We start from the raw sequence: 24,515 nt of genomic DNA on the forward strand, positions 1-24,515 counted from the left end.
GAGGTCTTCCGCGGAGCCGTGTGCGACAACGGCGCCCCCATCGCCACCGTCGGCCGCTACAGCTCCGCCAACAACATCCGCCCCGGCAAGGACGAAGACGAAGACTTCGACAAGGGCGAGCACCACGAGAAGAAGCACCACGACAAGAAGCACCACGAGAAGATGAACGACGGCGTCAAGGTCAAGAACGGCGTCGTCGCCAGCTTCCGCGTCATCAAGCGCCACCACGGCGAAGGCGGCGGCTACGGCGACTTCGGCGAGGGCGGCGGCTACGGCGAGGGCGGCTACGGCGACTACTAAAACCAGCAACCACCCACACACACCCAACAACCCCGGCCCGCCGTAATCGGGCCGGGACCCCCGCTCAAGCACAACACAGAATCCCGGCCCGCCGTAATCGGGCCGGGATTCCCGCCTGACCACCCAACAATATCCCCTCCCGAAACATCCAGCCCAAGACCACAGAAACAGACACAAATACCCACAAAAATTGGAAAAAAATCACACAAGTCGCAGCGAAAGCGAACCCGCACCCACCACCCCCGACATCACCGCAGCCCACGAAACAAACACCCACCCAGCCACAACTTCACCCGAACACCAGCAGATCACACCAGGGACCCGCTCCCTACACAACGACCGGCACCCAGCACCACCGGTCCCCCATGAACCAAACCGGCCGGAGCTACCGCAGGTATCACCACGGCACCGACCGGACCACACACGCCCCGCCCAGGCCGACACCACCCGCCGGACCCGCCAGAGACCCACAACCTCCAATCGCCACCCGAATAGGGGCGCCGCCGGAACGGCACCGACCCGGAGGATCTGCCCCGCCCCAACATCGCCGCCCACTTGGGCGAGCGCGGTGCGGTCGATGGACGGATGAGCGCCCGCCGCGTAGACGTCCAGGCATGACGCGACGTCCTCGGCAAGGGCCCCGCGGTCCGCCACAACCTGCCGGGCCGGCGTGAGCCGAGCCCCGGTCGGCACCACGGCCCCCGCCGCGCGCAGCGGCATCTCGTCACCCCGTCCCGGGTACTGAAGGCGGACCGCGGCCATCAAGCCGTCGGGCCAGGGAACTGCCGCCCCTTCGATGGGCAGGCCTGGTTGAGCATGCGGTCCTCCGAGTCGGCCCCGTCGCAGAACCACCCGCCGACGAGCGGGTCCCAGAAGAGCACGTGCGTGCCGCTCAGGCCGATACAGAGCGCCACCTCCGTGTCGGTCACGTACCGGTCCGGCCAGGTGAACCCGCTCGTGGATCCGGCATCCGGGCCGAGCACGGCCACCACCGCGCGAAGACAGGCATGTGTCGCCACAGTAACGGCCACAAAAGCACGGCTGCCGGCGCCAAGCCGAGCCTCCTCGCCTTCACCCGGATCACGGATCGACAGGACCAAGTCCGAACGCTCCAAGAATCCTGAAGTTACGTCATCAGTTCGAAGAACGCCCCAAGGAGACAGAACACCCTGGCCATGGGGGCAAGGACCCAGCAGGGCTCAGGGGAACTCGCGGGATGTCGCACAGTACCTGGGCTGGGCCTGATCGAGGCCACTCACGACGAGGTCACGCTGCGGGTCTGGCGCCTGCTGATGAACCCGCACCGCACTCCCCGGCCCCTGTTCCTGCCAGGGGTGCCTACGCCCCCGCGTGGACGTACGCCGCCCAGACGCGCGGCCTCTCCGGGATACAGCGCCGCAACTGACGAACGGTGTCGTGCAGGGCGCGCGACACCTGGGCTGTCGGGAGCAGTCGTACGGCGATAGAAGTCCCGCGTCATGTGGTCAGCGTGCGTGCTGTCGATCTTCCACAGCGTGCCGACCGCCGTCGGGAAGCCTGCCGGCAGGAACGAACTCGTGATGTGAATGGCCTCGTCCATGAGGCATTCGGCGGTGCCACGTGGTCGTCCGCGCGTACGGACTCGAGAGCGGCGTCCGACCGGACGAGCGCGCGGTCGAGCGCCACCGTCCGCTCCCGAGGTGCTCCGTTCACCGCGACATCGGCATGCACCGAGCACACCAGGTGCGCGAACCGCGCCTCGTGCGACGGGTCGGCGGGGTCGAAGTTCTCCTTCAAGGATTCGGGGAGCCCGGCCTCCTCGGGGAGGCGCGGGCACAGAAAGCCGAAGGCGGCGACGCCGACCCGTGTTCTGTGCGCCCTCCGGGTCCTCCGCGCCTTGGTGACGGCCTCAGAACGTCCAGAACACGGCGGCCACCGCCTTGGGATCGATCGAACCCTCGGGCTACGGCGCCGCCTCACCCAACAAAGCCAGCGCGTCGGCCACCGCCTCCTGGTCGCGCAGAGGTGCGGCATCGCCGGTGCTGTGCGCCGCGGTCAGGCGTTCGACCACTCGTTCCCGAAGCTCGGGCATCGCCGCCTGCAGGAGACTGATCGACTGTCAGAAAGCAATGGCTATCGGACTTCGAGGGAGACAGCGGTGGGAGGCGGGGCGAAGGCGTGCGGTGTGTACGAGGACGCCGTGGAATACCTGTGCCGCAACGTCGAGGATCGCGCCCGCTTGTCTCCTCCGCCGTCCGGGAGTCGGCCCTCCCGGTCGTACGGGACGCCGATCCGGCCGGTGTCGAGTGGCGGGACGCCGTACGCGCGCTGCACAACGCGGTCGAGTCGGCCGGCGTTCCGAACCGGCTCGGACTGCCCGCCACCATGGGTGTCGGAGACTGGCCCGGCGCCCCACCCCGCAGTCGGTGGGCTGGGTCCGCCCCATGAGTCGCTGCGCCCGGGGCGAACTGCGCGACGGGGCGGCGACCGCCACACCGGCCTGCGAGCTGGCCGGAGGGCCGATGCGCTTGGTGGACGGCTGACCGCGGTGGGCGTGCTCATCGAGCTGCAGAAGCGCATCCTCGACGGCTGGTTCCTGCGGCGGCTGCTGCCCGCCGCGCCGTTCGTCGTCGCGGTCGTCGACGGCGGGGAGTTGGGCCATGCCCGCTGGAACGACATCTCCCTCGCGCGCGAGCGGATCGCCGACGCACTGCGGGCGGGCAGTGGCCTGTCCGCGAACGCCGTCGCCTCGCTCGTGCTCGTCGCGGTTCCGGAGGTGGGGACCACGTTCGCGGTCCCCTATGATGCAGCCGCGATCGGCTCTCCAGCGTCCGGGGCCTGGCCGTGGTGGCTGATGTCGGTGGGCCGACGGGTGCCCAAGTGGCGCACACGGCGCTCGAAAGCCGGCGCGGCGTTTGCGGAGTTCTCGGTACAGCGTGGGGGCTGATGCCGCTCCTGAAGGCGCTACGCGTCTGCGGTGGTGGCCGGCATCCACTGGCCACCACCGCAGACGCGTGGGGCGATGGACTAAACGGTGATGTGGACGGGACCCCCGGTGTGGGAGATCCCGTCGAGGACCGAGGACGGGATACGGAAGACCCGGCCCGGGGCCGCAGGCCAGGCGAGGGACCGGCGGGCGACGATACGGCCGTCCTGGCGGACCGTCACCTTGGGGAAGCGGACGAACTCGTCCGTCCAGAGCAGGAGCCGGTCGCGGGCCGGAGCCGGATCTCCGGGGCGGAGGATCTGCGGTGCGATCCAGCGGAACGGGGCATCGGCGATCAGGCGGACCCCCTCGGTCGGCTTGCGCCTTCCGTCCAGGTGGCTGATGACCTGCTGGGCGACGTGCTTACCGTCGAGGGCGGCCACGTCGGCGGTGTCGACGGGATGGAGCATGTTGCCGGCGGCGAAGACTCCGGGTCGGCTGGTCCGCAGCGCGGTGTCCGTGAGAGGGCCGAGGGTGCGTTCGTCGAGGGTGATGCCCGCGGAGCGCACGAGTTCGTGGTCGGGGATCCAGTCGCCGGTGAAGACGACGGTGTCGCATTCGACGGTTCGGCGCTTGCCCGTGTCGAGGTGCTCGATCTCGACAGCCTCGCAGCGGCCCTTGCCCATGACCTGAGTGACACGGCTGCGGGTGGCGACCGGAACGCGGAGGATGGTGCGGCCGGCGGCGTTGAAGGCGCCGTAGGACTCTGCCTTCGGGTACTTGCTGATCATGAGCGCGGGGGTGCAGCCGGCTTCGCGGAGGGTCATGGCCGCGGACCAACTGACCAGTTCGCCGCCGACGATGACGGCCCGCTTGCCGACGGGCTGGTGGTGGAGGTGGACGAGGTTTTGAAGTTGTCCGGTGGTATAGACCCCGTGGGGGCGATCTCCGGGGATGCGGCGTGCGGTGCGGGGCCTCTCGCGGGCGCCGGTCGCCAGGACGATCGCCCGGGCGCGGATCCGGTAGCGGCCCTCGGGGCTGGTGACGTCAACGGTGTGCTGGTCGGACCAGCCGGTGACCATGGTGCTGGTGCGGAGCTCCGCTCCGGCCCGTGCGGCCCGGTCGGCCAAGTGGCGGGCGTACGCGGGGCCGGTCATCACACGGTGCAGGTCTCGCAGACCGTATCCGGTGTGGTCGCTGTGCCGGGGAATGCCGCCGGCCTGCTTCTCCCGGTCGACGACCAGGACCCGCCCGGCGCCGCGGTCGGCGAGTTCGGCGGCTGCGGTGAGCCCTGCGGGGCCGCCTCCGATGATGAGGACATCGGGCTCGATGAGGGGCAGCTGGTGGGTCATCGGTTGTCCTTGTGCTGGCTGCAGCAGCCGTCGTTGGTCTGGTGCCGGGTGCGCAGGGCTGCGACGGCCGCGCCGCAGAAGAAACCCTGGCAGCGGCCGTTCATCGCCCGGGTGCGTCGGCGCAGCCCTTCCAGACTGCGCGCGGGCACCGGGGCGTGGCAGGCGTCGCGGATCTCACCCTCGGTGACCCGTTCGCAGAAGCAGACGATGGTGCCGTAGGCGGTGTCCTCGGCAATCAGGTCGGCGTCCTGGTAGGGGCGTGTGGTGGCTTCGCCGATGTTCGGCATCCGGGGCGGAGCGGGCAGGTCGCTGCGGCTGCGGAGCTCGGGACCGGCTTCCGACAGGAGCCCGGCGACGTGCTCGGCGATGGCGATGCCCGCTGTGAGTCCGGTGGAGCGAATGCCGCCCACGAGGAGGTACCGCTGCTCGGGGGTGGCTTCGATGAGGTAGTCGTCGCGGTCGATCGCGGCGCGCAGTCCGGCGTAGCTGGCGGTGACCTCCTCGGTGAGCAGGCTCGGCATGAGCCGCGCGCCCTTGCTGAGGAGGAAGTCGTAGCCGTCCTCGGACGTGGAGGTGTCGGTGCGGTCGGTGAGGTCCTCGGCGGTGGGGCCGAGCATGACGTTGCCGTAGATCGTCGGGGAGATGAGCACGCCCTTGCCGCGGGAGGAGGGCACCGGCAGGACGATCTTGTCGGCCTTGGGCCGTGCCAGCTTGTCGAACACGAACAGCTCGCCGCGGCGGGGGGTGACCGTGAAGCGGTCGTGGCCGAAGAGCCGGTCGATCGTGTCGGCGCCGAGGCCTGCCGCGTTGACGACCCAGCGGGCTCGCACGTCGCCCTGGGCGGTGTGCAACGTCGTCGCGTCGTCGCCCACGTCGATGCCGGTCACGGCGTGTTCGAGCAGGATCGTCGTCCCGCGTTGCCTGGCGTCCGTGGCCAGGGCGAGGTTGGTGGTCCATGTGCAGATGATGGACTCGTCGGGAACGGTCAGGCCTCCGAGCACGCCCTCGCCCAGATCGGGCAGGACCTGGTACACCTCGTCCACGTCCACGATGCAGCAGTGCTCGTACCCGTTGGCCTCGGCCTTTTCCTTCAGGCCGGGCAGGGCGTCGAGCTCTTCCTGGTTCCAGGCCACCAGCACGGCGCCGGTGTGCTCGACGGGGATGCCGGTGGCCTTGGCGTAGTCGCTCAGCAGGTGGTAGCCGCGAGCCACGAGCCGGGACTCCAGGGTGCCCGGTTTCGCGTCGAAGCCCGTGTGCAGGATGGCGGTGTTGGCCTTGCTGGTTCCGTCTCCGACGTCGTCGCGGGCTTCGAGCAGTGCCACGGAGACGTCGTAGCCGGACAGTTCGCGTGCGATGGCCGAGCCGACAATGCCTCCTCCGATCACCACGATGTCGAAGACGTCGGGGTGAGGACGGTGGGGGGTGGGGGTCATGAGTGGTCTCCCTTGGTGGCACACGCCTCGGCGGCCTGTGCCCATGTGGTGCGGAACTCCTGGGCCCGGTCTTCGGACCAGCGGGGTTCGTAGACGGTCGCCGGCTGCCAGTCGCAGACGGCCTCTTCGAGGCTGATGGCGGGGTCGAGAGCGCAGCGGGCGAGCGCGGCAGCGCCGAGGGGGGTGGCGTGCGCGTTGGGGTAGATGTCGACGGGGAGCTGGGCGATGTCGGCCTGGGCCTGCATGAGGGCGGCGGAGTTGGTCAGTCCGCCGTCGGCGCGCAGCCGGTTCAGGGGCCGGCCGAGGTCTCGGCCGACAAGGGCCGTCAGCTCGGTGACCTGGGCGGCTATGCCCTGGAGCACGGCCAGGATGAGGTGCTCACGGCGGGTGGCCAGCGTGATGCCGGTGAGGGAGGCCGTGGCCTCGGAAGCCCACCATGGAGCGGCGAGTCCGGCGAATGCCGGGACGCACATCACGCCGTCGCTGTCCTTCGCGACCAGCGCGTCGATTTCGGTGGCGGACTGGAGAAGACCGAGGTCCTGCAGCCAGCGCACGGCCGAGGCCACGGTGTAGACCTGGCCGTCCACGCAATACAGGGTCTGCCCCCCGGCCTGCCAGGCCACCGACGTCGTCAGGCCCGCGCTGGAGCGCACCGGGTCGGATCCCGTGTTCGCCAGCAGGAACGCGCCCGTGCCATAGGTGCACTTGGCCGTGCCCTGCTCCAGGCATGCCTCGGCGACCAGAGCGGCCTGCTGGTCGACGATCAGGCCGGCCACAGGCGTCTCCTGTCCGAAGGCGCGCGTGGTGCCGACCACCTCGTCGCTGCCGACGATACGGGGCAGCCGCTCGTCGCCGAGGGAGAACAGCTCAGCGAGACGCCCGTCCCACGCCGCACCGTCCAGGTCGAAGATCAGAGAACGACTGGCGGTGGAGGCGTCGGTGACGAATTCTCCTGTCAGGTGGTGCACGAGCCAGGTGTCGGTGGTGGTCACCACCCCGTCACGGGTGAGGTTGCGGCGCAGCCACGCCATCTTGGGCGCGGAGAAGTAGGGGTCGAGAACGAGACCGGTGCGTTGCGCGATGGCCTCGCGGTGCTCGGCCAGCTCGGCACAGATACTCTCCGCACGGCTGTCCTGCCAGACGATCGCCGGGGACAGCGGCGTTCCCGTGGCTTCGTCCCAGGCCAGGACGGTCTCTCCCTGGTTGGCCAGGGCCACGCCGTCAATGGGCCGGCCGGCCATGCTCACGGCCCGGCGGCCGGCGGTGAGGACGGAATCGAGCAGTTCGTGCGGATTCTGTTCGACACCTCCCCCGGGCAGGTAGGTGGGGCGGATGGCCTCCTCGGCTATGGCGACCGTTCCGTCCTCGGCGTCGACGACGATGGCTTTGGTGCCTGAGGTGCCCTGGTCGATGGCGAGGATCGTGGTCATCGCAGGGCCCCTTCCGTGTCGGCCGCGGAGGGTGCGGTGGCGTTGTCCAGGGCGCGGTCGACGTCGGCCATGTCCGGCATGGTCAGGGCGGCGCGGCCGCGCCGGACGAGGAGCGCCGCCAGGTAGACGGCGCCGATCCCGCACAGCACCAGGACGTAGGCCCAGGGGCCGCGGAAGGAAGCGTCCCGGAAGATGAGCAGCTCGTACACCAGCCAGACCGCGGCCAGAAGCAGGACCGGGACCTCCCACCGCCCCAGGGAGAAGCCGCGCGACGGCGGCAGGGAGGAGCGCTTGGCCGCGTACATCGCGACCGTGCCGGCGTAGATGACGGCGGGCAGCAGGGTGGCGGCGGAGAACAGCTGGAACAGGGCGTCGGTGGAACGGGAGAAGACCGCGAGGACGATCTGCGCGATGAGCATCATGAACACCGTGGCGTTCAGCGGCGTCGCCGTCCGGGGGTGGATGCGCTTGAGCAGGCGCCATCCGGGGAAGCGCTCGTCCCTGGACATCGCGTAGACCAGGCGGGTTCCGCTGAGGGTGATCACCAGCCCGCAGGAGAAGATCGAGACCACGACGAGGACCAGGAGGATCTTCCCCACCACGGACCCGAGCACGGCGGTGATCACGGTGGCCACCGGGGTGGCCGACTCGGCGGCGCCGTTGACCCGGCCGACGGCGGCGGTCACGGCGACCAGGAAGAGAAAGCCGAGAACGCCCAGGGAGAGGACGGCCTGGACCATCGCCTTGGGGATGACGCGGGCGGGGTCCTTGGTCTCCTCCGCCAGGTTTGCCGCGGACTCGAATCCGACGATGGTGAACGCGCCGAGCAGGAACGCCAGGGCGAAGGGTCCGGCGTGGGTTGCGCCGCCCAGACCGTAGTAGCCGCTCTCCGGGATGGTCGCGGTGTCGAACAGGTGGGCGAAGTCGAGCTTGCCGGTGAAGTAGCCCACCGCGAACAGCAGCACCGTCAGCGTGATCATGCCGATGAGCTGCGCTGTCACCGCCGCACTGTTGACCTTGTGCGTGATGCGCGTGGACGCGGCGACCAGCAGGGCCTGCAGCAACACCACGCCGGCCGTGATGACCCAGGCGTTCTGTGTCGTGCCTACGTACTGGAACAGCTCGGGAAGAATCGTGGAGGCGATCGTGTAGTCCACTGCGACCACGACGACCCCGAGGAAGGCGAACGAGATCCAGCCCATGATCCAGCCCCACACGGGCCCGACGATCCGCGACACCCACTGGTAGGAGTAGCCGCTGATCGGGATGCGCGCCGCCAGCGCTCCGAAGACGAGGGCGACGCAGAGCTGGCCGATCACCGAGATCGGCCAGGCCCAGATGCCGCGCGGGCCCGAGGTGGCGAGCACCGAGCCGTAGGCCGTGAAGATCCCTGTCGCGATCGACACGAACCCGAACGCCACGGAGAACGAGGCGTACCAGCCCAGCTCTCGCGCCATTACCTGGTTCGCCCCGCCCTGCTGTCCCTCAGCCGTTCTTGGCGCCTGAGCACCTGCTTCTGATTTGGCCATGACCTCGTTCCCTGCTTCAGAGTGCCCCGCCGTCGCCGCGGAAGCCAGTGAGTGATCGAAGAACCGAATGCGATCGGCATCAAGGCCCGCCTCACAGGGATGCGCTGGAGCCTGTCCGTGGGGATGGCCGCGAGGATTCGCGGTCCGCGCCACCTCGACGCCGGTCGACAGCCCACTCGTGACCGTTTGTGTGGACTATTGACTGCTGAGAGTGTGGACCCTTGCCCGTTTGCCGTCAAGGGTTAGCGCTCCCGACCTGGCGAACGATCGCTGATCACCTAGCGGAGAACGCTTTGAGCTGCGGAGAAGAACGGAATTTTGAGGCCGTCGGCGATGCGCTCCGCACGTCACATGAGCCCTAGAATGCAGTCAGGCTTCCACAGAAACAGTCAATCAGAGAGGGCCGGACGTGCTAGCAGCCGAGCGTCACCGCAGGATCGTCGCCGAGATCGCTCGGCTCAAGTTCATCACGACGGACGACCTGACCAGCCTGCTGAGCGTCTCCCACGAGACGATCCGCAGAGACCTCGCCCTCCTCGAGCGCCGCGGCGAGCTGGCGCGTGTCCACGGAGGGGCCACCGCCGTCCGGTCACCCGTCGGGGAGGAGGCGTCCTTCAACGAGCGCAGGGGCGCTTTCCTCGCCGAGAAGCAGGCCATCGGCCGAGCCGCAGCAGCCCTGATCGAACCCAACCAGACGGTCGTCATCGACGTCGGTACCACGGCCCTGGAGGTGGCCCGCGCTCTGCCCGCCGATCACGTCGGTGTCGTCGCCACCCCTTCCCTGCTCGTGGCCGCCGAAGTCAGCTCCCGCCCGCAGGTCGAGGTCCTGGTCAGCGGCGGGCGGCTGCGCGGTGGCGACCTGGCCTGCTCCAACGCCCAGGCCGTCGAGTTCTTCGACAATCTGCGCGCGGACGCTGTCTTCCTGGGCTCCGGAGGCATCGCCTCCTACGGACTGACCGATTTCCACCTCGACGAAGTCGCGACGAAGCGCACCATGCTCGCCAACGCGTCCCACCGCTACGTGCTCGCCGATTCCAGCAAGTTCGGACGCACGGCCGCCCATCGCGTCTGTGAACTCGACGGCTTCGACACCCTCATCACCGACAGCCCTTGCCCGGACGGCCTGAGCGACGCCCTCGCCGCGGCAGGCGACAACATCGTCGTGGCCTGAAGGCGGTACAGCCAACCACTCCCTTCGGCGCCTGGCAGTCCCCCTCGACTCCGGCGCGGCAGCGGTCCTGCCCCTCCGGGGAGCGTCGCGCGGAATCCGGCCGTTCCGCCTCAGTTGTGCGGACGATCCATCGGCGCACCCGCCTGGACCTCCCCTTGACTCCCACCGGCCACCGCATCCACAATCACAGACCGAAACGGTCAACTTTCCACATGTTCGGGCAATCGAAGTGGCAGCGCATCATGGCAGGACCGGGGCGCCGCAACCGGCCTTCCGCAGCCGAAGGCGCCGGCGCAGCAGCGCAGGCGCGCGAGATCTTCAGCCGTATCGACGTCGGCCTCGCCCCGGTGAACGCTGTCCACGTCGAGAGCTCCCCTGTCACGATGGTCGCCGAAGTGAGCGCGCTCGCTGCCGCAGACCTTCTCGTCCAGATGAAAGCCGACGCCTTCCCACAGTGAACCCGGCCAACGAAATCACCTCGATCTTCGACCTCGATGGCGTCCTGACCAGTGAGGACACGATGTCCTCGCTGGTCAGGGCTCGTCTGGCAGCCCGTCCTCTCCGGTTCGCCGCTGCAATCCCACCGTTCTTGCTCGCCTCGGCAGCACCTCCCGACGGCGCGCTGAAGCCCGCGATGAACCGGGCGATCGTGGCTTTGGCCCTGCGCGGAACGACCCGTAGCCAGTACGAGGAACTGGCAGCCGTGACGGGCCGGGCCATGGCAGCCCGGACAGCGGTCGGACAGGCCGTGGCAAGCTGCCGGCGCGCCCGCGGTCGTGGTCCGACCGTCGTGGCGACAGCCTCGGAGGAGAATCTCGCGCGTGCGTTTCTGGACGGCGTCGGGTTGCACGGCATCCCTCTGGCCGCTTCGCGGCTCGACTTCACCCCACGAGGGCCCCGACTCATCGCCCACAACGTGGGCGAAGCAAAGGTCGACGCCGTCCGGGCGCTGGGGTTCGCCCCGGAGGACGCACTCCTGTACACCGACTCGGCCAGCGACCTCCCGCTCGCTCGTATCGCCCGCCGGACCATCACTGTCAACGCCGCCCGCCGCTCGATCGCGAAGCTCACCGCCGCTTCCGCAGACATCCGCCACGAGCGCTGGCGCTGAGGCGGCACAAGCTGTCACAGGTGCCCTTTCCCATGACCACCACTGCCGCATCCAGCAGCGAGATGGCCATACAACCGCCGCCCGGCCCACCAGGAAACCGAGATGCATTGCTGGATGCGACAGCCCCGGCCGGCTGCGGAATGGCGCCTCTCCTGCGCGCCGGAGCCGATCACGCGGCAGTCCGGGCCTGTGAATGCGGCGGTCCTGCCGCTACGAGCGGCAGCCGACGTCATCCCGATGGCCGCATGGGGCCCGGAACGGCGCCTTTCGCCGGCCCCCGGTGCCGGGCGCCGAGCCGATGTCCGCCGTCGTACAGGCCGGTGGCTCAGGAGGAGCCGTCGGACCGGCACCGGCACGCACCCCGATTCAGGCCCGTGCGGAATCAGGCCATCAGTGAGGGCGTGGTGCTGACCAGCATCTCCCCCACTCGTACCGGGGCAGCGTCAGCGGTGGCCCAGCACGTTGACCACAAGGCCGTTGGGGTCGCGGACGAAGAACCGCCGCACGCCCCACTCCTCGTCCTGCAAGGGGCGGACGATCTCCGCACCGCTGCCCTGCACGGCCGCATAGGCCGCGTCCACGTCGTCCACTTCGACACTCATGTCGGGGGTGACCGGGGCAGTCTTGTCGCTGGTCATGACGCTGACCTGCGCCGCCGGACAGGTCGGGGAGGCGAGCGTCATGATCCAGCCGTGATTCATGACTTCCTCGAAGCCCAGCAGGCCGTAGAACTCCCGGCTCTCCTGCGCAGCCTCTGACTGAATGTTGGGCACGACACGGCGAACTGCCATCGACGACTCCAGATGAGAACAGACATGACTCCGAGACCCACAACAAGTACTACGCCACACCCACCGCCGCACATACTTGCGCAACAGGCCCTGGCTTGACCTCTGACGATCGTGTTCGTGGCACGACGGGCTGTACGTGGCGCCAACTGCCGCCGAGCCTCTGCCCGTTCGGGCCGTACACACACCAGCGGTTCACGGAGTGGAGCCGGGCCCGGGTGTGGGGCAAGCCCCACCACTACGGAACGTTCCAGGCAGCGATGAAGGGCTGCTCGTCCTCGGTGGCCAGGAAGCTGAGCGTGCCGGGATGCGGGTGGCCGAGCAGTCGACCGGCGGACGCGTCGAGGCCGAGCCAGCGTACGGTGAGCACGCGCGCCAGATGACCGTGGGCCACGATGGCGACGTCGCCATCGTCCAACAGTGGCCGGACCCGGTCCAGCACCGCGTCCGTGCGCGCGGCCACCTGTAGGAGCTGCTCGCCAGGATGGGCTGCGTCGCCGGGAATCACGCCGTCCCGCCACAGGTCCCAACCTGGCGTTGTCTCCTGGATCTGCGCCGCGGTCAGGCCCTCATACCCTCCGTAGTCCCACTCCATCAGATCGGGATCGGGCTGGACGCCGGTCAGGCCGGCCAACTCGGCCGTCCGCATGGCGCGGCTCAGCGGGCTGCTGAACACGGCGACCAGATGGTGTTGGGCAAGCCTCGAAGCGAGCGACTTGGCCGCGGCCTCGCCCGCGTCAGTCAGCGGGATGTCGGTGCGGCCGGCGTGTTGGCCCGACAGGCTCCATTCGGTCTGGCCATGCCTGATCAATATCAGTTCACCCATGGCTGCGCACGATATCTGATCACGCGAAACCTCCGAACACTCTCGCCGCCATCGGCTGCACCCTCGTCTACTACAGCCGACTCACCGAATGAGATGACTTCTAAGGGCTCGCAGAAAAACAACACGCCGATTTCAGGATCTGCTCGAGCCTTGGTGATGACAGACGCCGACCTGCAGCGATGTCCCGAGCGATAAGGAGTGAGGCCCCTGGACCTACTTGAGACACATCCCTGTGACCTGCGGGTTCAGCGTCCGATATCACAAGGACAGGTCCCAGCAACGAAATCGGCGTGTTGTTTTTCTGCGAGCCCTTACACGGAAGCGGCCTTCGTCTGAACATGTGCTCCGACCAAGGAACACACACGTCCAGCGCGAAGGCCGTGAGGATGAGTCTGCTGCATTGCGATGCCGGAAGAGTACCGTTGGCGGAACTGTCATGCTTTCGGGGTGAGTTCCACTCCTGTCTCACTGCTCGTTCGGACGCGTTGTTCGAGCTGGCCAGGGTGCCGCTGCCACGGGCTGCTGAGGACCGGCTGGTCCTGGTCGTCGACGTCACCTGCCGGCTCCGGCCCGACGCCCGCACCTCACCGGAACGGATCCTGTGTCACATCTACGGCCGGGCAAGGGCCAGCACGTCCCTGTCCCCCGCCCGCCGTACTCGATCGTCTGCGCGCTCGACCCAGGCCGCAGCTCATGGACGGCACCACTGGGCGCGCTTCGTCCGGCACCCGGGGACGACACCGCCACCATCAGTACCCGGCAGCTGCACGATCTGGTCGAGCGAATGATCGCGGCGCGGCAGTGACGGGCGGGAGATCCGGACATTCTGATCGTCGCGGACGCCGGATACGACGCACCTCGCCTCGCGTTCCTCCGAAAGCCCCACATCTCGTCGAGGGTGAAGCCCTCGGCCTGTGCCAGCCGTCGCCGGAAGTCGTTGAAGTGCGCACAGGACGAGCCTACGTCCGGACTGCTGACGTCTCCATCTCCCGGGGAAAGGATCAATCCCACGCCGTCCTCCTCGCTCAATGAGTCGACAGGATCGCCGAGAAGCAACGACATCGGCAACGCAGATGATGGCAGAGGCGTCCGGATGCCCGCCGTCGGCGATCTGGGCCAGGTGGTCCTTCCTCATTGCGTCGTAGTCCCCTTCCCCTCGGCTGCGGCCCGGGCTCGGGCGCAGGCCGCAGGTGTGGCGGAGGGCACAGCGGCAGCGGGGACGCCGACGGCAAGCATCAGGATCATCCCGGTGCCGGGCCGCCGCCACGAGCATTCGGACGTACATCGTGAGCACACCTCCGAAGGTGGATCGACGAGCGCTGCGACCGGCAGGCCCGTAGCGTCGACAGGCGTCTCGATCAGGACGTCAGCGTGACCCACCGACCGGTGCCGCCTGTCTCGACGCATTCCTGATACGGATTCAGCGGACCCGGCCGTTCCCGACAGCTCCAGACGGATCCTGCGGCGTGGACGGTCGCGGCCCCTTCGCCGCCGCTGTTCCAGCTCCGCGTGTAGGCGCTCGCGACCTGGAGTGCTGCGGCACAGTCCCTTGCGCGGGCCGTCCCCACCGTGAGCCCCGATCTGTCATCGGTGCCGCAGATGACGCTGGCTGCCTCGCCGGCCACGCCGAGATCCGCGAGCAGCTCGCGGGCCTTCGCAGCGTCAGACCGCTCCGCGAGGTCGCGGACGGCCGGGGCCCTGCCGACGAGGCTGTGGAAGGTGGCGGCCGTGGCAGGAGCGGCGGTGACCGCGAGACCGGCAACCACCGAAACGGCCACGAAGAAGGAGGTGGTACGGCGCAGATGACGAATCATGCCCCCATGCTCGGGCACGCGAATGCTGGAGATTCGTTCCTGCATAGCAGGCGTCACCCGGCCGGGTGGGAAGTCGTACCGAGCGACCCGGCGGCGGGACGTCAGCCGGGCCCGGCTCCGTCGCAGCAAAGGCTGCTACGGAACGGGGCAGCACCCGATGAGCCGCCCCGCCGGCCGGAAGAGCTACCGCTCGCTGCATGGGAGTCCGAGGAGGTGGTCGAGGAAGCTCTTGCAGGTATCAGCCTCCTCATATGCGAAATGAGCTCCTCTTCCGTGCCCCACGGGTCGGAGGCGAGCTCGGTCTTCATCAGGAAGTCACGCACATGCTTCCCGCCCATTCAGCGGCCGAGGTCCTTGATGACGGAGGCCTGGTCGCTGGAAGCCCCGATCCCGCCTTCCCGCTGCATGTTCTGCAGGAGCTTCCGCCGCGGCCTTGAACTGGAGCCGACCGGGGTCCAGGTACCCGGCTGGTCGTAGTCCCGGCTGACGGCGGCGATGCTGTCGACATCCGACTGCTTGACTCTGGCGTCGGCGTACAGCGTTTGCCGGAACATCTTGCTCTGCTCCATACCGAGGCTCTCGCGCATGATGGCCCTGTCGGCCGACAGTGCCTCGGAGGTGCTCTGGTTGCCGGTCGTCATCACAATCGGCTCGCTCGCCTTGATCAGTACCGGCATGTTGCCGTGCCGAACCCGCTCGGTCGTGATCGAGCACATTGCCTTGCCGACGCCACCGGTGTCCTGGACCGTAAGCCGACACCGCTGCCCCGACGGCGTCGGTCCGCCTGAGTGCACCCGCCCATCGTCCCTTCCTACCCTCTTCTCCAAGGAAGAGGGCTGCAGGATGCGCTGAGAAGGAATGTCCGGCACCCCACCACGCCTCTACGCGGCCTGGCGGGGTGCGCGTGAGTACGCGTGCTCATGCGTGATGGCGGACTGTTCCATGAGCGTGTGCTCATGACGCTGAACAGAGTTCTTACGGGCACGGGGGCGGTAGCGCTCGCGATGGTGGCGCTGGCTGCGTGCGGCAACGAGCAGGCCGGGGGATGGCAGCGGAACACCGCGAACAGCGTGGGCGCGCAGGCGCCGGCTGCCGGCCCGAGCCCGGATGCGCAGGTCGCGTTCATGGAAATGCTGGAGCGGATGGGTGCGCCGTGCGTACCGGATACCCCGGCAGCGGCAGAGTCGGATGATCCGGGCCCGGGTGAGCATCCGCCCGCGCGGCCGAGTGAGCTGCTGCTGGTGGACAAGAAGCCGCCCACGGACGCACCGTCCCCCACCGCTACGTATGAGCAGCCCAAGCTGAACGGGGTGGAGGTGTGTGAGGGGCGTGAGCATGGCAAACGCATAACCGAGGCTCTGGCTGGCCTGAACAAACCGACCACAATTCAGGTGAGGCAGGAGCTCAACAATCTCGGCTACATCGACTCCCGCATTCATGTCCTGACCACTGAGCGGGGCGTGGTGCGCTTCTACCTGGACTTGCGGGTGATGGGCGGGCAGCTCGCGCTCAAGGGGGCCGCGGCCGGGAAGAAGACCGCGGTGGGGGCTTTCGCGCACCGGGCGGAAGGCACGTTCAAACCGGGCAGGTAACAGCGCTCAGCGGGGCACCGGCACCGGCAGCTTCGGCTTGCCTGGGCTGATGCCCCTTCCGACGTGCGCGAGTGACGGTACGCGGGCCGGACCTCCGACCCGCGTGCCGCATTCCGGACCGAGGCGTGTCATCGGGAGCGGGCGGCCTCCTGTCTGGAGGCTCGTAATCCGTGTCTCGGGGGCGACGAAGTCAGGATCGCCGCCGCAGATAGGCCCAGCCGAAGATGCTGGCGGTGTCGTGGAGTTCGCCGGCCTGTGCGGTCGGCCGCGTGAGCTGGTCCCTGCAGGCCGTGATCCGTTGGGCGAGCGGGGTCGTGACCGGTGTGGACTCTTCAGGTACGTGCACGTTCGGCATGGCGCAGGATTCCTTCCATGAGATTGATCTTGCTGGTTTGGCAATAAGTGGTCTCGGTGCTGTCCAGACGGCCGGTTTCGAAGTACTTGTTGGCCACTTGGCCGCCGCGGCAGTAAGTGAAGTAATCACAGTGTTTGCGGCAGTTGGTCACGCCTGCCAGGGCCTCAGCGACCCAGGGCACCTCTGTGGCGCGGGCCGCCAGGACGGTCAGAGGGGTGTCCAGGACGTTACCCGCAGCGAAGGGGCCATGCCGTGCGGAGCGGAAGCCCGCCAGCTCAGCCCCGACCGGGAGGAAGTCGCCGTCCCAGGTCACCAGGGGAAGCGGCATGACAGGGCGGTCGGCACGCTGTGCCGCTGCGCCGGACAGTTCCTCGCGGATGTAGGTGTACGCGTGGTCGAGCTCTCTGACCTGGATGCGCGGATCGGCCTGCCAGCAGGCCGCCAGTTCCTCCCAGAAGGCCACGACTGAGTGCCTGGGCTCGTGTCCTCCTGCATACACACCCTTCTTCTCGGCAAGGTTTACTCCGAGGTTGTCACAGCCGAGCTCACAGGCGAACCGGTACAGGTCGGTGGCGGCTCCCGGGGACACGTCGGCCACCACCGCGATCAGGCCGAAGCGGATGCCCGCCTGGCGCAGGGCATCGATGCCGCTCAGGGCCCGCTGGGTGCTTGGGCCTCCCGCCCAGTCCACTCGCGAGGCGTTCGCTCCGTCCGGGCCGTCGAGGCTGACGGTGACGCGGACGGGAACGGTGGCGAACACCTCGCACCACGCTTCATCGATGAGTGTGGCGTTGGTCTGTACGGCCTGAATCACCGGATGTTCCTCACCCGGCCCGAATGGTTCCATGAGGGAACGGAAGTAGGCCGGGCCGACCGCGAGGGGTTCGCCGCCGTGCCACACCACCGCCACCGGGCGTCGCCTGGACCACTCCCCGACGCCGGCCGCCACTGCCTGCGCGACCTCAAGGCTCATGCGCCGCGAGACCTTCCGGTCCGGCAGATAGCAATACGTGCAGTCGAGATTGCACAGCGTAGTCGGCTGCATCAGCATCACCGAGGACGCCTCGGCCAGCTGTGCAGCACCCGTTCGCGGGGATTCCCCGTCACCGGATCCGGCTTGGGCAGCACTCACTCGTTGAGCGTAGATCCGGGTCCTCGATGCCGGGCCCGGTCTCCCCTCGATCCACTCGTTCGAGCGAGCGCAATCAGGCAGCGCGCCCCACTCACTACCCGTACGGACCCGGCGACAGAGCAGATGGCGATCCAGGGCACACCGTGCGCGAGCCGGTGCGTGACGAGGGCGATACCGACATTCTGCCCGGCGTGATGGTCCATGGCGTGGACATCGACCAGTGGCTCCAGAAGCAGCGTCAGCACGTCATGTGGGCCGGGCCGTTGGACAGGCAGCGCCAGCGCCTGGACTCCTCGCCCGTCTGGTGGAGGTGGGGGCCCGGGCCGCTCGCGGGGCGGGTTCACCAGCAAGATCTACTTGAGCTCAGACGGCCGCTGCCGCCCGCTCTCTGATCGTCACGCCAGGGCAGCGGGCGGACTGCACACAGTTCGAGCGCGTGCTGGGGAAGATCCGCGTTCCGAAGCGTGGGCCGGGCCGGCCTCGAATTGAGCCAGACAGCCTCGAGGTGGACAAGGCATGGAGCAACGGGCCCTGCCGCGAATGCCTGAGGCGACGCGGTGTCCGGCACACCATGCCGGAGAAGGCCGACAGCCAGGCTGTTGTTGCACCAGCCTGCGGCACCAGCAACCGTGCGCCGCCTGGGTCGTGCGAATGCTGCACGACGGTCCGGATTCCCGCGTAGCAGACGGCCTTGCACGCACCTGCGAAGAAGATGCAGCAACGGCTACTGCATCGGTGCAGGCCACGACGCCCTGTGCAGATCACAGGGTGCCTGGTGGCGGCGCGACTTCGTCCAGGCGCCGCCTGCGACCCCTGGACAAAAGAGAAGTCCAGGGGCCGCATGCGGGGTTACAGGCGCTGGGCGAGGGTCTCGCAGCAGGTCAGGGGGCTGATGCGAGACCCTCGGCTGCGTTCCGAGAGGCCGGCCCCGTCCTGGGGTCGTGAGAGGAGCGTCGTGGTCGGCGGGCGGCCGAGCCGGGCGCCACGGGCCCGGGCGGCATCCAAGCCGTCGCTGGTGCCCTGGACGATGAGTTCGCGGATGAACTCGGCGGGAGCGGCGAAGGCGTGGAAGACCAGGCGCCCGCCGGGCGTGGCGGACTGCGTGCCGTGCGCCCAGCTCTCCTGTGGTCATCAGGTGGCGACGGCCTCGGCGGCTTCTGTCTCGTCCACAACGGCGGGGGCCGGGCATTTCGGGCTGAGGAGGGATATGTAGAGAAAGAGGGCGCCCGTGACGGCGACGCCTGCCCACATGGCCTGCTGCCAGCCGTCGATGAAGGACTGCTGGGCGGCGTGGACCAGGTCGTGCGCGTGCGGGCCCGTACTGCCCGCCGCTTCCACGGCGTTGGCGATGCCCTCCCGGGCAGTGTCCGCGGCTCCTCGGGGGATGCCGTGGAGCCTGTTGTCGATGGCGTTGCGGTAGCCGGCGGACAGGAGTGCGCCGAGCAGTGCGACGCCGAGTGCGGTGCCGAACTCGCGGGTGACGTCGTTGAGCGCGGAGGCGACGCCCTGCTTCTCGCGCGGCAGGGAACCGGTGATGGCCTCGGTGGAGGGTGTCATCGAAAGGCCCATGCCGATGCCCATGGCAAGCATGCCGGGAAGGATGGTCAGGTAGCCGCCGTCGGCGGAGACGAATAGCGCCATGAGTGCAAGTCCGATAGCGGCCAGAGCGATGCCCACGGCCATGGTCGGGCGGGAGCCGATGTGTGCGGCGAGTTTGGGTGCCAGGCCGGAGGTCGCCATCATCATGACGGCCATGGGCATCAGTGCCACCGTGGACAGCAGGCCCGACCAGCCGAGGACGGCCTGGAAGAACGGGAAGAGGACCACAGCGATACCCGCCTGGACGCCGAAGACCACGAGCAGAGTGATCGAGCCGTCGGCCAGGCCGCGCTCACGGAACAGGCGGACGTCCAGCAGTGAGGCGTCGCGGCGGTGCAGTTCCCAGACCACGAAGCCGACGGAGGCAGCGAGACCGACGGTGAGGCTGATGAGCGTCGCCTGGGCGGTCCAGCCGCGTTCGGGGCCTTCCTGCAGGGCGGAGATGAGGCCGATGACGGCGATGGTGGAGACCAGCGCGCCGACGGTGTCGAAGCGATGGGCCGTGGTCTCGCGGGAGTTGGGAACCGACTTCAGCGTCATGGTCAGGGCCACGAGGACCAGGACCACCGGTAGGAGGAACAGCCGACGCCAGTCGGCGACGTCGACGAGGAGTGCGGAGAGGAACATGCCCAGGATGCCGCCGCCTCCGGCGACGCCGGTCCACACGCCGATCGCCTTGCCGCGCTGCTCTTCTGGGAAGGTGGAGGTGATGACGGCGAGGGTGATGGGCATGATTGTCGCGGCGCCGATGCCGCCGGCCACGCGCGCGGCGAGCATGACCTCGGCCGACGGGGCCAGGCCCGCGACAACGCTCGCGGCGCCGAAGACACCCAGCCCCGTGATGAGCGTGGGCTTGCGGCCCAGGCCGTTGCCGACGGCGCCGAGAGGCAGTAGCAGCGCCGCCAGAGCGAGTGTGTAGATGTTGATGATCCACAGGATGGTGGTCTGCGAGGCGCCGAACTCGACGGCCATGTGGGTCTGCGCGACGTTCAGCCCGGACACCGACGCGATGACGGCCATCAGCGCGATGGAGACGGCGATCAGGATCATGCGCAGCCGACGCGCATCAGGTACGTCCCCGCCGCTGGCTTTCGCGGCCTGTACGGGCTGGTTCGTACACATGGATTCCTCCGGACTCCTCTCAGAAGGGCACGCTGAAGTCAGCGGCGGAGCGGGGCCGGTCGCCGAGCCGGGGGCGGGGACCGGCCGCCGCACGCGTCGCCGGGTGTGGTCGAACGGTGGGCCGGTGCTGCGCGGGGATGTCAGGAGACGGGTGTCTCGCCCTGGGTTGCGGCAAGGGCCGCGTCGGTGTCCGCGGTGGCCAGCAGGGCGTTGATATGGGATCCGGCCAGGGCGCCGGCCGCTGCGGAGGCACCCACCTGGGCGGTGAGGTCGGTGGCGTTGCCGGCCACCCACACGCCCGGCACCTCGGTGCTGCCGGCCCTACCGGAGGCGAAGCGGCGGCCCATGTTGTCGGGCAGGTCCTCCATCGGCAGCTTCAGACTCTCCAGACCCTCGGTGCGGGCTTGCATCTGCGTGGCGACGGCGAGGACGCGGCGGGCCACGACCTGGCCGTCGGTCAGGCGCACCCCGGCGAGGGTGCCGTCCTCGTTGTTGATGACTTCCCGCACCGGGGTGTCGACGATGCGGATGCTGCGGGCGGCGAAACGCGCGCGGGTGTCCTCGTCCAGGTGAGTGCCGTGGGTGAAGTACGTCAGGTCCTCGGTCAGTTGGCGGAAGAGGAGTGCGTGGTGGATGGAGGCGGGGCCAGTGGCGAGGATGCCGATGGGCTCGTCGCGCACCTCCCAGCCGTGGCAGTACGGGCAGTGCACCACGCCGTGTCCCCAGTGCTCGGCGAGCCCGGGAACCTCGGGCAGTACGTCCCGCAGGCCGGTGGCCACCAGGACGCGGCGCGCGGTTACGCTCCGGCCGTCGGCCAGGGTGATGGTGAAACGGAGATCTCCGTCGGTCGACGGGGCGGCGGGCTCGGTCGAGGCCACTTCGCCGAAGACGATGCGGCCGCCGTACCGGCGCACCTGTTCGCGGCCCCGCCGAAGGATCTCGGGGGGCGGGGTGCCGTCCAGGACGATGAAGCCGTGCATGGCCTCGGCCGGCGCGTTGCGCGGGGTGCCGCTGTCTATCACGACGACCGAGCGGCGGGAGCGGGCGAGCATCAGCGCACCGTTCAGCCCTGCGGCGCCGCCGCCGATCACCACCGTGTCGACGGTCCCGCCGGGCAGTGTGTCGCTCGGGTACGGAGAAGTCATCACAGCCATGTCCTCCTACCCCTTCCTTGTACGTGGTCCCAGACGTTCCGGGCCATCTGCACTCGACGCTAACCCCGCATTGCACATAAGGCATACGATGTTGCTCATGACGCAAGAAGATGCAGACCTGGACGGCCTCGTACGCAAACGCATCCGCGCTCTGCGGGTGGCGCAGGGCTGGTCCCTGGAGGAACTGGCCACCCGCGCCCGCCTCAGCCAGTCGTCGCTGAGCCGCATCGAGAACGGCCGACGCCGCCTCGCGCTGGATCAGTTGGTCACTCTTGCCCGGGCCCTGGACACCACGTTGGATCAGCTCGTGGAGACCGCCGCTGACGACGTAGTCACCAGCCCGATGATCGACGGCGCCCACGGCCTGATGCGCTGGCCCGTGAAGAGTGACCCCGGCATGAGCGTGATGCGCCAGCGCATGACCGAACCGCCGCCGGAGAACCCGGCGCGCATGCGTGCCCACCCGGGGCGCGAATGGCTCGTCGTCCTGTCCGGCACCGCGGTCCTCATGCTCGGCCACCGCCGCTTCCGCATCGAGACCAACCAGGCCGCCGAGTTCCCGACGATGATGCCTCATGCGATCGGAGCCGAGGGCGGACCCTGCGAGATCCTGGGCATCTTCGACCGCGACGCCCGCCGCGGCCACCAGCGTGAGGGCAGCGACAGCGACGTCCAGGGCACGGCTGAATGACAGCGCGGGCCGCGCGACGGCCCCGAAGTGGTGACATCTTGCGCGTCGGGCATCACAGCCGACCATCGCCTTGCGTAAACAGGAAGTGGCTGTGCCGCAGGCGCATGGCTGTCCTAGCGTGAAGGCATGAACCGAGCTCACCCGCACACCCTTCATCACGGTGCTCCGCACGGCCGCCACCAGGAGCACGGAACCGACGGCCAGGCGGAGATTCTCGACCTGGACGCCGAGGTCCTCGCCGAGCACATCGCCTCCATCACTGCATGGCTGCCGCTGAAGACCGGACCGCGCCAGATCGTGGATCTGGGCTGCGGCACGGGCGCGGGCACCTTCGCCCTTCTCGACCGCTTCCCCGACGCACACGTCACCGCCGTCGACGCATCCGCCGGATACCTCCAGCGCCTGCGCGAAAAGGCATGCACCCGCAGCTTGGAGGAGCGCGTGCGCACCGTGCAGGCCGATCTCGACGATTCCGCCTGGCCCGACCTCGGATCACCGGACCTGGTGTGGGCGTCGGCCTCGATGCACCACATGGCCCACCCCGATCGCGCACTGCGCAACGTCCACGACCTGCTCGCGCCCGGCGGCCTGTTCAGCGTTGTCGAACTGGCCGGCTTCCCACGCTTCCTGCCCGAAACCGCCCCCCAGGACCGGCCCGGTCTGGAAGAGCGCTGCCACGCCGCGACCGACCGCTTCCACGCCGAACACGTGCCCCATCGCGGCGCCGACTGGGGTCCGATGCTCACCGCCGCCGGATTCACGGTCGAGGGCGAACGCACCGTCGCCGTGAACATCGAGGGCACCCGCAGCGAAGCGATCGGCCGCTACGCCCTCGGCAGCCTGCAACGCATCCGAAGCGCCGCCGTCGGCGCGCTCTCCACCGAGGACCTCACCGCGCTCGACGAGCTCCTCGATACCGGAAGCCCGAACAGCATCCTGCGCCGCGACGACCTTGCGGTACGCACCGAACGCACCGTGTGGGCCGCACGCCGCACCTGATCCCGAGCACCCTCGTTGCCCGCCGGGCGGCGCCAGCGCCCCATGACCTGCCCTATATGCGGCAAGATCACCGACCGCTTACGCACGACCACATCCCGCCCCGTGGCAGCCTCGCCAACGCCCACCAACGGCACGGCGGTAGGTTCCCGGGGCGACCTACCTGGCGGAGGTCAGGTGATGCTTGGCGGCGGAGACGACATGGTGATGGGTCGCCCGAGCGCACTCGTGCCAGAACGGTGCGGCGGTCAGGTACGCGCCGAGTACGGAAAGGATGCCGAGGGAGACATCCACACTGAGGCGTCCTTGCTTGGCCCAGTAGACGTCCTGCAGATCGAGGAGCAGGGCGAATTCGTCGGCGATGAGGGCGGTTCCTGCGCCGTAGGCAGCGGCGACGGCCGGGTGGCCGACGGCGCGCTCGTCGCCGCGTACGGCGATGAGCCCTATGCCGGCAAGGGTGCCGATGCCGAAGTTGTAGTGGTGCAGGTGCTGACCGCCGGCGGAGATGTTCCCCCAGGGCAGCCATCCGCCGCGAATACCGTGGGTGATGGTCCGCACGGTTCCCCACGTGACACCGAAGGCGATCCACGTCACGATCAGTGATCTTTTCGTGGGGGTGAGGTGCTGACCTGCCGATTCGCGCCAGCGTGCGATGAGCGTCGGCCGAGACGGGTTCAGCTCTTGGGACGTGTCAGTGACCACGAGGGTGACCTCCCGGGTTCGGCGCGACGAGGTCCGCGTCTGCTGCGTGGCGTCGTCGACCGGAGTGGGTGAATCCGCCGTGACAGGAGGGGCTGAACTACCTGGGCAACGAAGTTCATGCGACTGCGGCAGTGGTCATCACGGTCGCACACGCCGTCTGGTGTCGACGCTGTTTTGCCGCTGAAGATCCGAGCACACAGGTCGTTGCCCCCGCGGTCGACGCCATGCCACAAAAGTCCGGTGGCATTGTCCGTCACTACGCGTTCGGCGCGCACGTTGCACATCCGCCACCTCCCCCGAACGCCATTGCGGTGCAACTCCATGGAAAACCCGCATCATTCAAGGTGGCGACTCAAATGCTCCAATCGGGTGAGACCTCTCCAACGGTGTGAAGCAAACGGCGAGGCGGATACCCGTGCCCCGGCCCGGTGGGAGATGGATGGCTGACAATCGCGCCCCACGCAGGCGAGACGGAGTCAACCGAACCACTCCGAACTTGAGCCCATCCCCCAC

23 protein-coding genes and 2 pseudogenes are annotated in these 24,515 nt (G+C 68.8%); 9 read left to right on the plus strand and 16 right to left on the minus strand.

Going from position 1 to position 24,515, the window contains the following annotated elements; genetic code table 11:
- Positions 1-300: pseudogene (locus ACIQCZ_RS31450) on the plus strand (hypothetical protein); the annotation flags it as partial.
- A gap of 761 nt (positions 301-1,061) precedes the next feature.
- On the opposite strand, the gene ACIQCZ_RS31455 reads toward ACIQCZ_RS31450, so the two are convergent.
- Positions 1,062-1,415: a hypothetical protein gene (locus ACIQCZ_RS31455; protein WP_402287253.1), complete on the minus strand. Its 354-nt coding sequence runs from the start codon at positions 1,413-1,415 to the stop codon at positions 1,062-1,064.
- A gap of 827 nt (positions 1,416-2,242) precedes the next feature.
- Complete coding sequence (locus tag ACIQCZ_RS31460) at positions 2,243-2,371, minus strand: hypothetical protein (protein ID WP_402287256.1); 129 nt, start codon at positions 2,369-2,371, stop codon at positions 2,243-2,245.
- A 462-nt stretch (positions 2,372-2,833) separates the two neighbouring features.
- On the opposite strand from ACIQCZ_RS31460, the gene ACIQCZ_RS31465 reads away from it, so the two are divergent.
- Positions 2,834-3,226 (plus strand): hypothetical protein, encoded by a 393-nt coding sequence (locus ACIQCZ_RS31465; RefSeq protein WP_402287258.1) that lies wholly within the window; start codon positions 2,834-2,836, stop codon positions 3,224-3,226.
- An 80-nt stretch (positions 3,227-3,306) separates the two neighbouring features.
- On the opposite strand, the gene ACIQCZ_RS31470 is transcribed toward ACIQCZ_RS31465, so the two are convergent.
- The 4 genes from ACIQCZ_RS31470 to ACIQCZ_RS31485 are packed head-to-tail and all read right to left on the minus strand — an operon-like array spanning position 3,307 to position 8,949.
- Positions 3,307-4,557 (minus strand): NAD(P)/FAD-dependent oxidoreductase, encoded by a 1,251-nt coding sequence (locus ACIQCZ_RS31470; protein ID WP_402287260.1) that lies wholly within the window; start codon positions 4,555-4,557, stop codon positions 3,307-3,309.
- Positions 4,554-5,990 carry an NAD(P)/FAD-dependent oxidoreductase gene (locus ACIQCZ_RS31475; RefSeq protein WP_402287262.1) on the minus strand — a complete coding sequence of 479 codons (1,437 nt, stop codon included), beginning with the start codon at positions 5,988-5,990 and terminating at the stop codon, positions 4,554-4,556. Before ACIQCZ_RS31475 ends, ACIQCZ_RS31470 begins: the two co-directional genes overlap by 4 nt.
- Positions 5,987-7,420 (minus strand): FGGY family carbohydrate kinase, encoded by a 1,434-nt coding sequence (locus ACIQCZ_RS31480; protein ID WP_402287264.1) that lies wholly within the window; start codon positions 7,418-7,420, stop codon positions 5,987-5,989. Before ACIQCZ_RS31480 ends, ACIQCZ_RS31475 begins: the two co-directional genes overlap by 4 nt.
- On the minus strand, positions 7,417-8,949 hold the full coding sequence (locus ACIQCZ_RS31485) for an APC family permease (RefSeq protein ID WP_402287265.1): 1,533 nt from the start codon (positions 8,947-8,949) through the stop codon (positions 7,417-7,419). Before ACIQCZ_RS31485 ends, ACIQCZ_RS31480 begins: the two co-directional genes overlap by 4 nt.
- A gap of 409 nt (positions 8,950-9,358) precedes the next feature.
- Between ACIQCZ_RS31485 and ACIQCZ_RS31490 the strand changes: the two genes are divergently transcribed.
- The 3 genes from ACIQCZ_RS31490 (at position 9,359) to ACIQCZ_RS31500 (ending at position 11,231) form a co-directional block, all read left to right on the plus strand.
- Complete coding sequence (locus ACIQCZ_RS31490) at positions 9,359-10,120, plus strand: DeoR/GlpR family DNA-binding transcription regulator (RefSeq protein ID WP_402287268.1); 762 nt, start codon at positions 9,359-9,361, stop codon at positions 10,118-10,120.
- Between the two features lie 212 nt (positions 10,121-10,332).
- Positions 10,333-10,578: a hypothetical protein gene (locus tag ACIQCZ_RS31495; RefSeq protein ID WP_402287270.1), complete on the plus strand. Its 246-nt coding sequence runs from the start codon at positions 10,333-10,335 to the stop codon at positions 10,576-10,578.
- On the plus strand, positions 10,575-11,231 hold the full coding sequence (locus ACIQCZ_RS31500; protein ID WP_402287272.1) for an HAD family hydrolase: 657 nt from the start codon (positions 10,575-10,577) through the stop codon (positions 11,229-11,231). Before ACIQCZ_RS31495 ends, ACIQCZ_RS31500 begins: the two co-directional genes overlap by 4 nt.
- 443 nt (positions 11,232-11,674) lie before the next feature.
- Here ACIQCZ_RS31500 and ACIQCZ_RS31505 read toward each other — a convergent pair whose 3' ends face one another.
- Complete coding sequence (locus ACIQCZ_RS31505) at positions 11,675-12,022, minus strand: VOC family protein (RefSeq protein WP_402287274.1); 348 nt, start codon at positions 12,020-12,022, stop codon at positions 11,675-11,677.
- Between the two features lie 235 nt (positions 12,023-12,257).
- Positions 12,258-12,845 carry a histidine phosphatase family protein gene (locus ACIQCZ_RS31510; protein ID WP_402287276.1) on the minus strand — a complete coding sequence of 196 codons (588 nt, stop codon included), beginning with the start codon at positions 12,843-12,845 and terminating at the stop codon, positions 12,258-12,260.
- A gap of 386 nt (positions 12,846-13,231) precedes the next feature.
- On the opposite strand from ACIQCZ_RS31510, the pseudogene ACIQCZ_RS31515 reads away from it, so the two are divergent.
- A pseudogene (locus ACIQCZ_RS31515) lies at positions 13,232-13,719 on the plus strand (transposase); the annotation flags it as partial.
- A 484-nt stretch (positions 13,720-14,203) separates the two neighbouring features.
- Here ACIQCZ_RS31515 and ACIQCZ_RS31520 read toward each other — a convergent pair.
- Both ACIQCZ_RS31520 and ACIQCZ_RS31525 read right to left on the minus strand, forming a co-directional pair.
- A complete protein-coding gene (locus ACIQCZ_RS31520; protein ID WP_402287279.1) occupies positions 14,204-14,659 on the minus strand; it encodes a hypothetical protein in 456 nt (151 codons plus the stop codon).
- A 338-nt stretch (positions 14,660-14,997) separates the two neighbouring features.
- Positions 14,998-15,528 (minus strand): hypothetical protein, encoded by a 531-nt coding sequence (locus tag ACIQCZ_RS31525; RefSeq protein WP_402287281.1) that lies wholly within the window; start codon positions 15,526-15,528, stop codon positions 14,998-15,000.
- Positions 15,529-15,615: 87 nt separating this feature from the next.
- Between ACIQCZ_RS31525 and ACIQCZ_RS31530 the strand changes: the two genes are divergently transcribed.
- On the plus strand, positions 15,616-16,251 hold the full coding sequence (locus tag ACIQCZ_RS31530) for a hypothetical protein (protein WP_402287284.1): 636 nt from the start codon (positions 15,616-15,618) through the stop codon (positions 16,249-16,251).
- 190 nt (positions 16,252-16,441) lie between these two features.
- Here the strand turns inward: ACIQCZ_RS31530 and ACIQCZ_RS31535 are convergent, their stop codons facing one another.
- The 5 genes from ACIQCZ_RS31535 to ACIQCZ_RS31555 all read right to left on the minus strand — a co-directional run bounded on the left by ACIQCZ_RS31535 (position 16,442) and on the right by ACIQCZ_RS31555 (position 21,613).
- A complete protein-coding gene (locus tag ACIQCZ_RS31535) occupies positions 16,442-16,606 on the minus strand; it encodes a hypothetical protein (RefSeq protein WP_402287286.1) in 165 nt (54 codons plus the stop codon).
- A complete protein-coding gene (amcB, locus tag ACIQCZ_RS31540; RefSeq protein ID WP_402287288.1) occupies positions 16,584-17,657 on the minus strand; it encodes a cyclophane-forming radical SAM peptide maturase AmcB in 1,074 nt (357 codons plus the stop codon). The genes ACIQCZ_RS31535 and amcB overlap by 23 nt, the downstream gene beginning before the upstream one ends.
- Positions 17,658-18,587: 930 nt before the next feature.
- Positions 18,588-18,815 carry a hypothetical protein gene (locus ACIQCZ_RS31545; RefSeq protein ID WP_402287657.1) on the minus strand — a complete coding sequence of 76 codons (228 nt, stop codon included), beginning with the start codon at positions 18,813-18,815 and terminating at the stop codon, positions 18,588-18,590.
- 54 nt (positions 18,816-18,869) lie between these two features.
- On the minus strand, positions 18,870-20,459 hold the full coding sequence (locus ACIQCZ_RS31550; protein WP_402287290.1) for an MFS transporter: 1,590 nt from the start codon (positions 20,457-20,459) through the stop codon (positions 18,870-18,872).
- A gap of 140 nt (positions 20,460-20,599) precedes the next feature.
- Positions 20,600-21,613, minus strand: a complete 1,014-nt coding sequence (locus tag ACIQCZ_RS31555) for an NAD(P)/FAD-dependent oxidoreductase (protein ID WP_402287292.1) — start codon at positions 21,611-21,613, stop codon at positions 20,600-20,602.
- 97 nt (positions 21,614-21,710) lie between these two features.
- Here ACIQCZ_RS31555 and ACIQCZ_RS31560 point away from each other — a divergent pair, with 97 nt between their 5' ends.
- Together ACIQCZ_RS31560 and ACIQCZ_RS31565 are read left to right on the plus strand one after the other, a co-directional pair.
- Complete coding sequence (locus ACIQCZ_RS31560) at positions 21,711-22,304, plus strand: helix-turn-helix domain-containing protein (protein WP_402287293.1); 594 nt, start codon at positions 21,711-21,713, stop codon at positions 22,302-22,304.
- A gap of 126 nt (positions 22,305-22,430) precedes the next feature.
- Positions 22,431-23,303, plus strand: coding sequence for a class I SAM-dependent methyltransferase (locus ACIQCZ_RS31565; RefSeq protein ID WP_402287296.1), 873 nt, complete (start codon positions 22,431-22,433; stop codon positions 23,301-23,303).
- A gap of 156 nt (positions 23,304-23,459) precedes the next feature.
- Here the strand turns inward: ACIQCZ_RS31565 and ACIQCZ_RS31570 are convergent, their stop codons facing one another.
- A complete protein-coding gene (locus tag ACIQCZ_RS31570) occupies positions 23,460-23,894 on the minus strand; it encodes a hypothetical protein (protein ID WP_402287297.1) in 435 nt (144 codons plus the stop codon).
- Positions 23,895-24,515: the final 621 nt, after the last annotated feature.

The sequence above is a fragment of the Streptomyces sp. NPDC093149 genome, from assembly GCF_044754145.1.
Classification (GTDB): domain Bacteria; phylum Actinomycetota; class Actinomycetes; order Streptomycetales; family Streptomycetaceae; genus Streptomyces.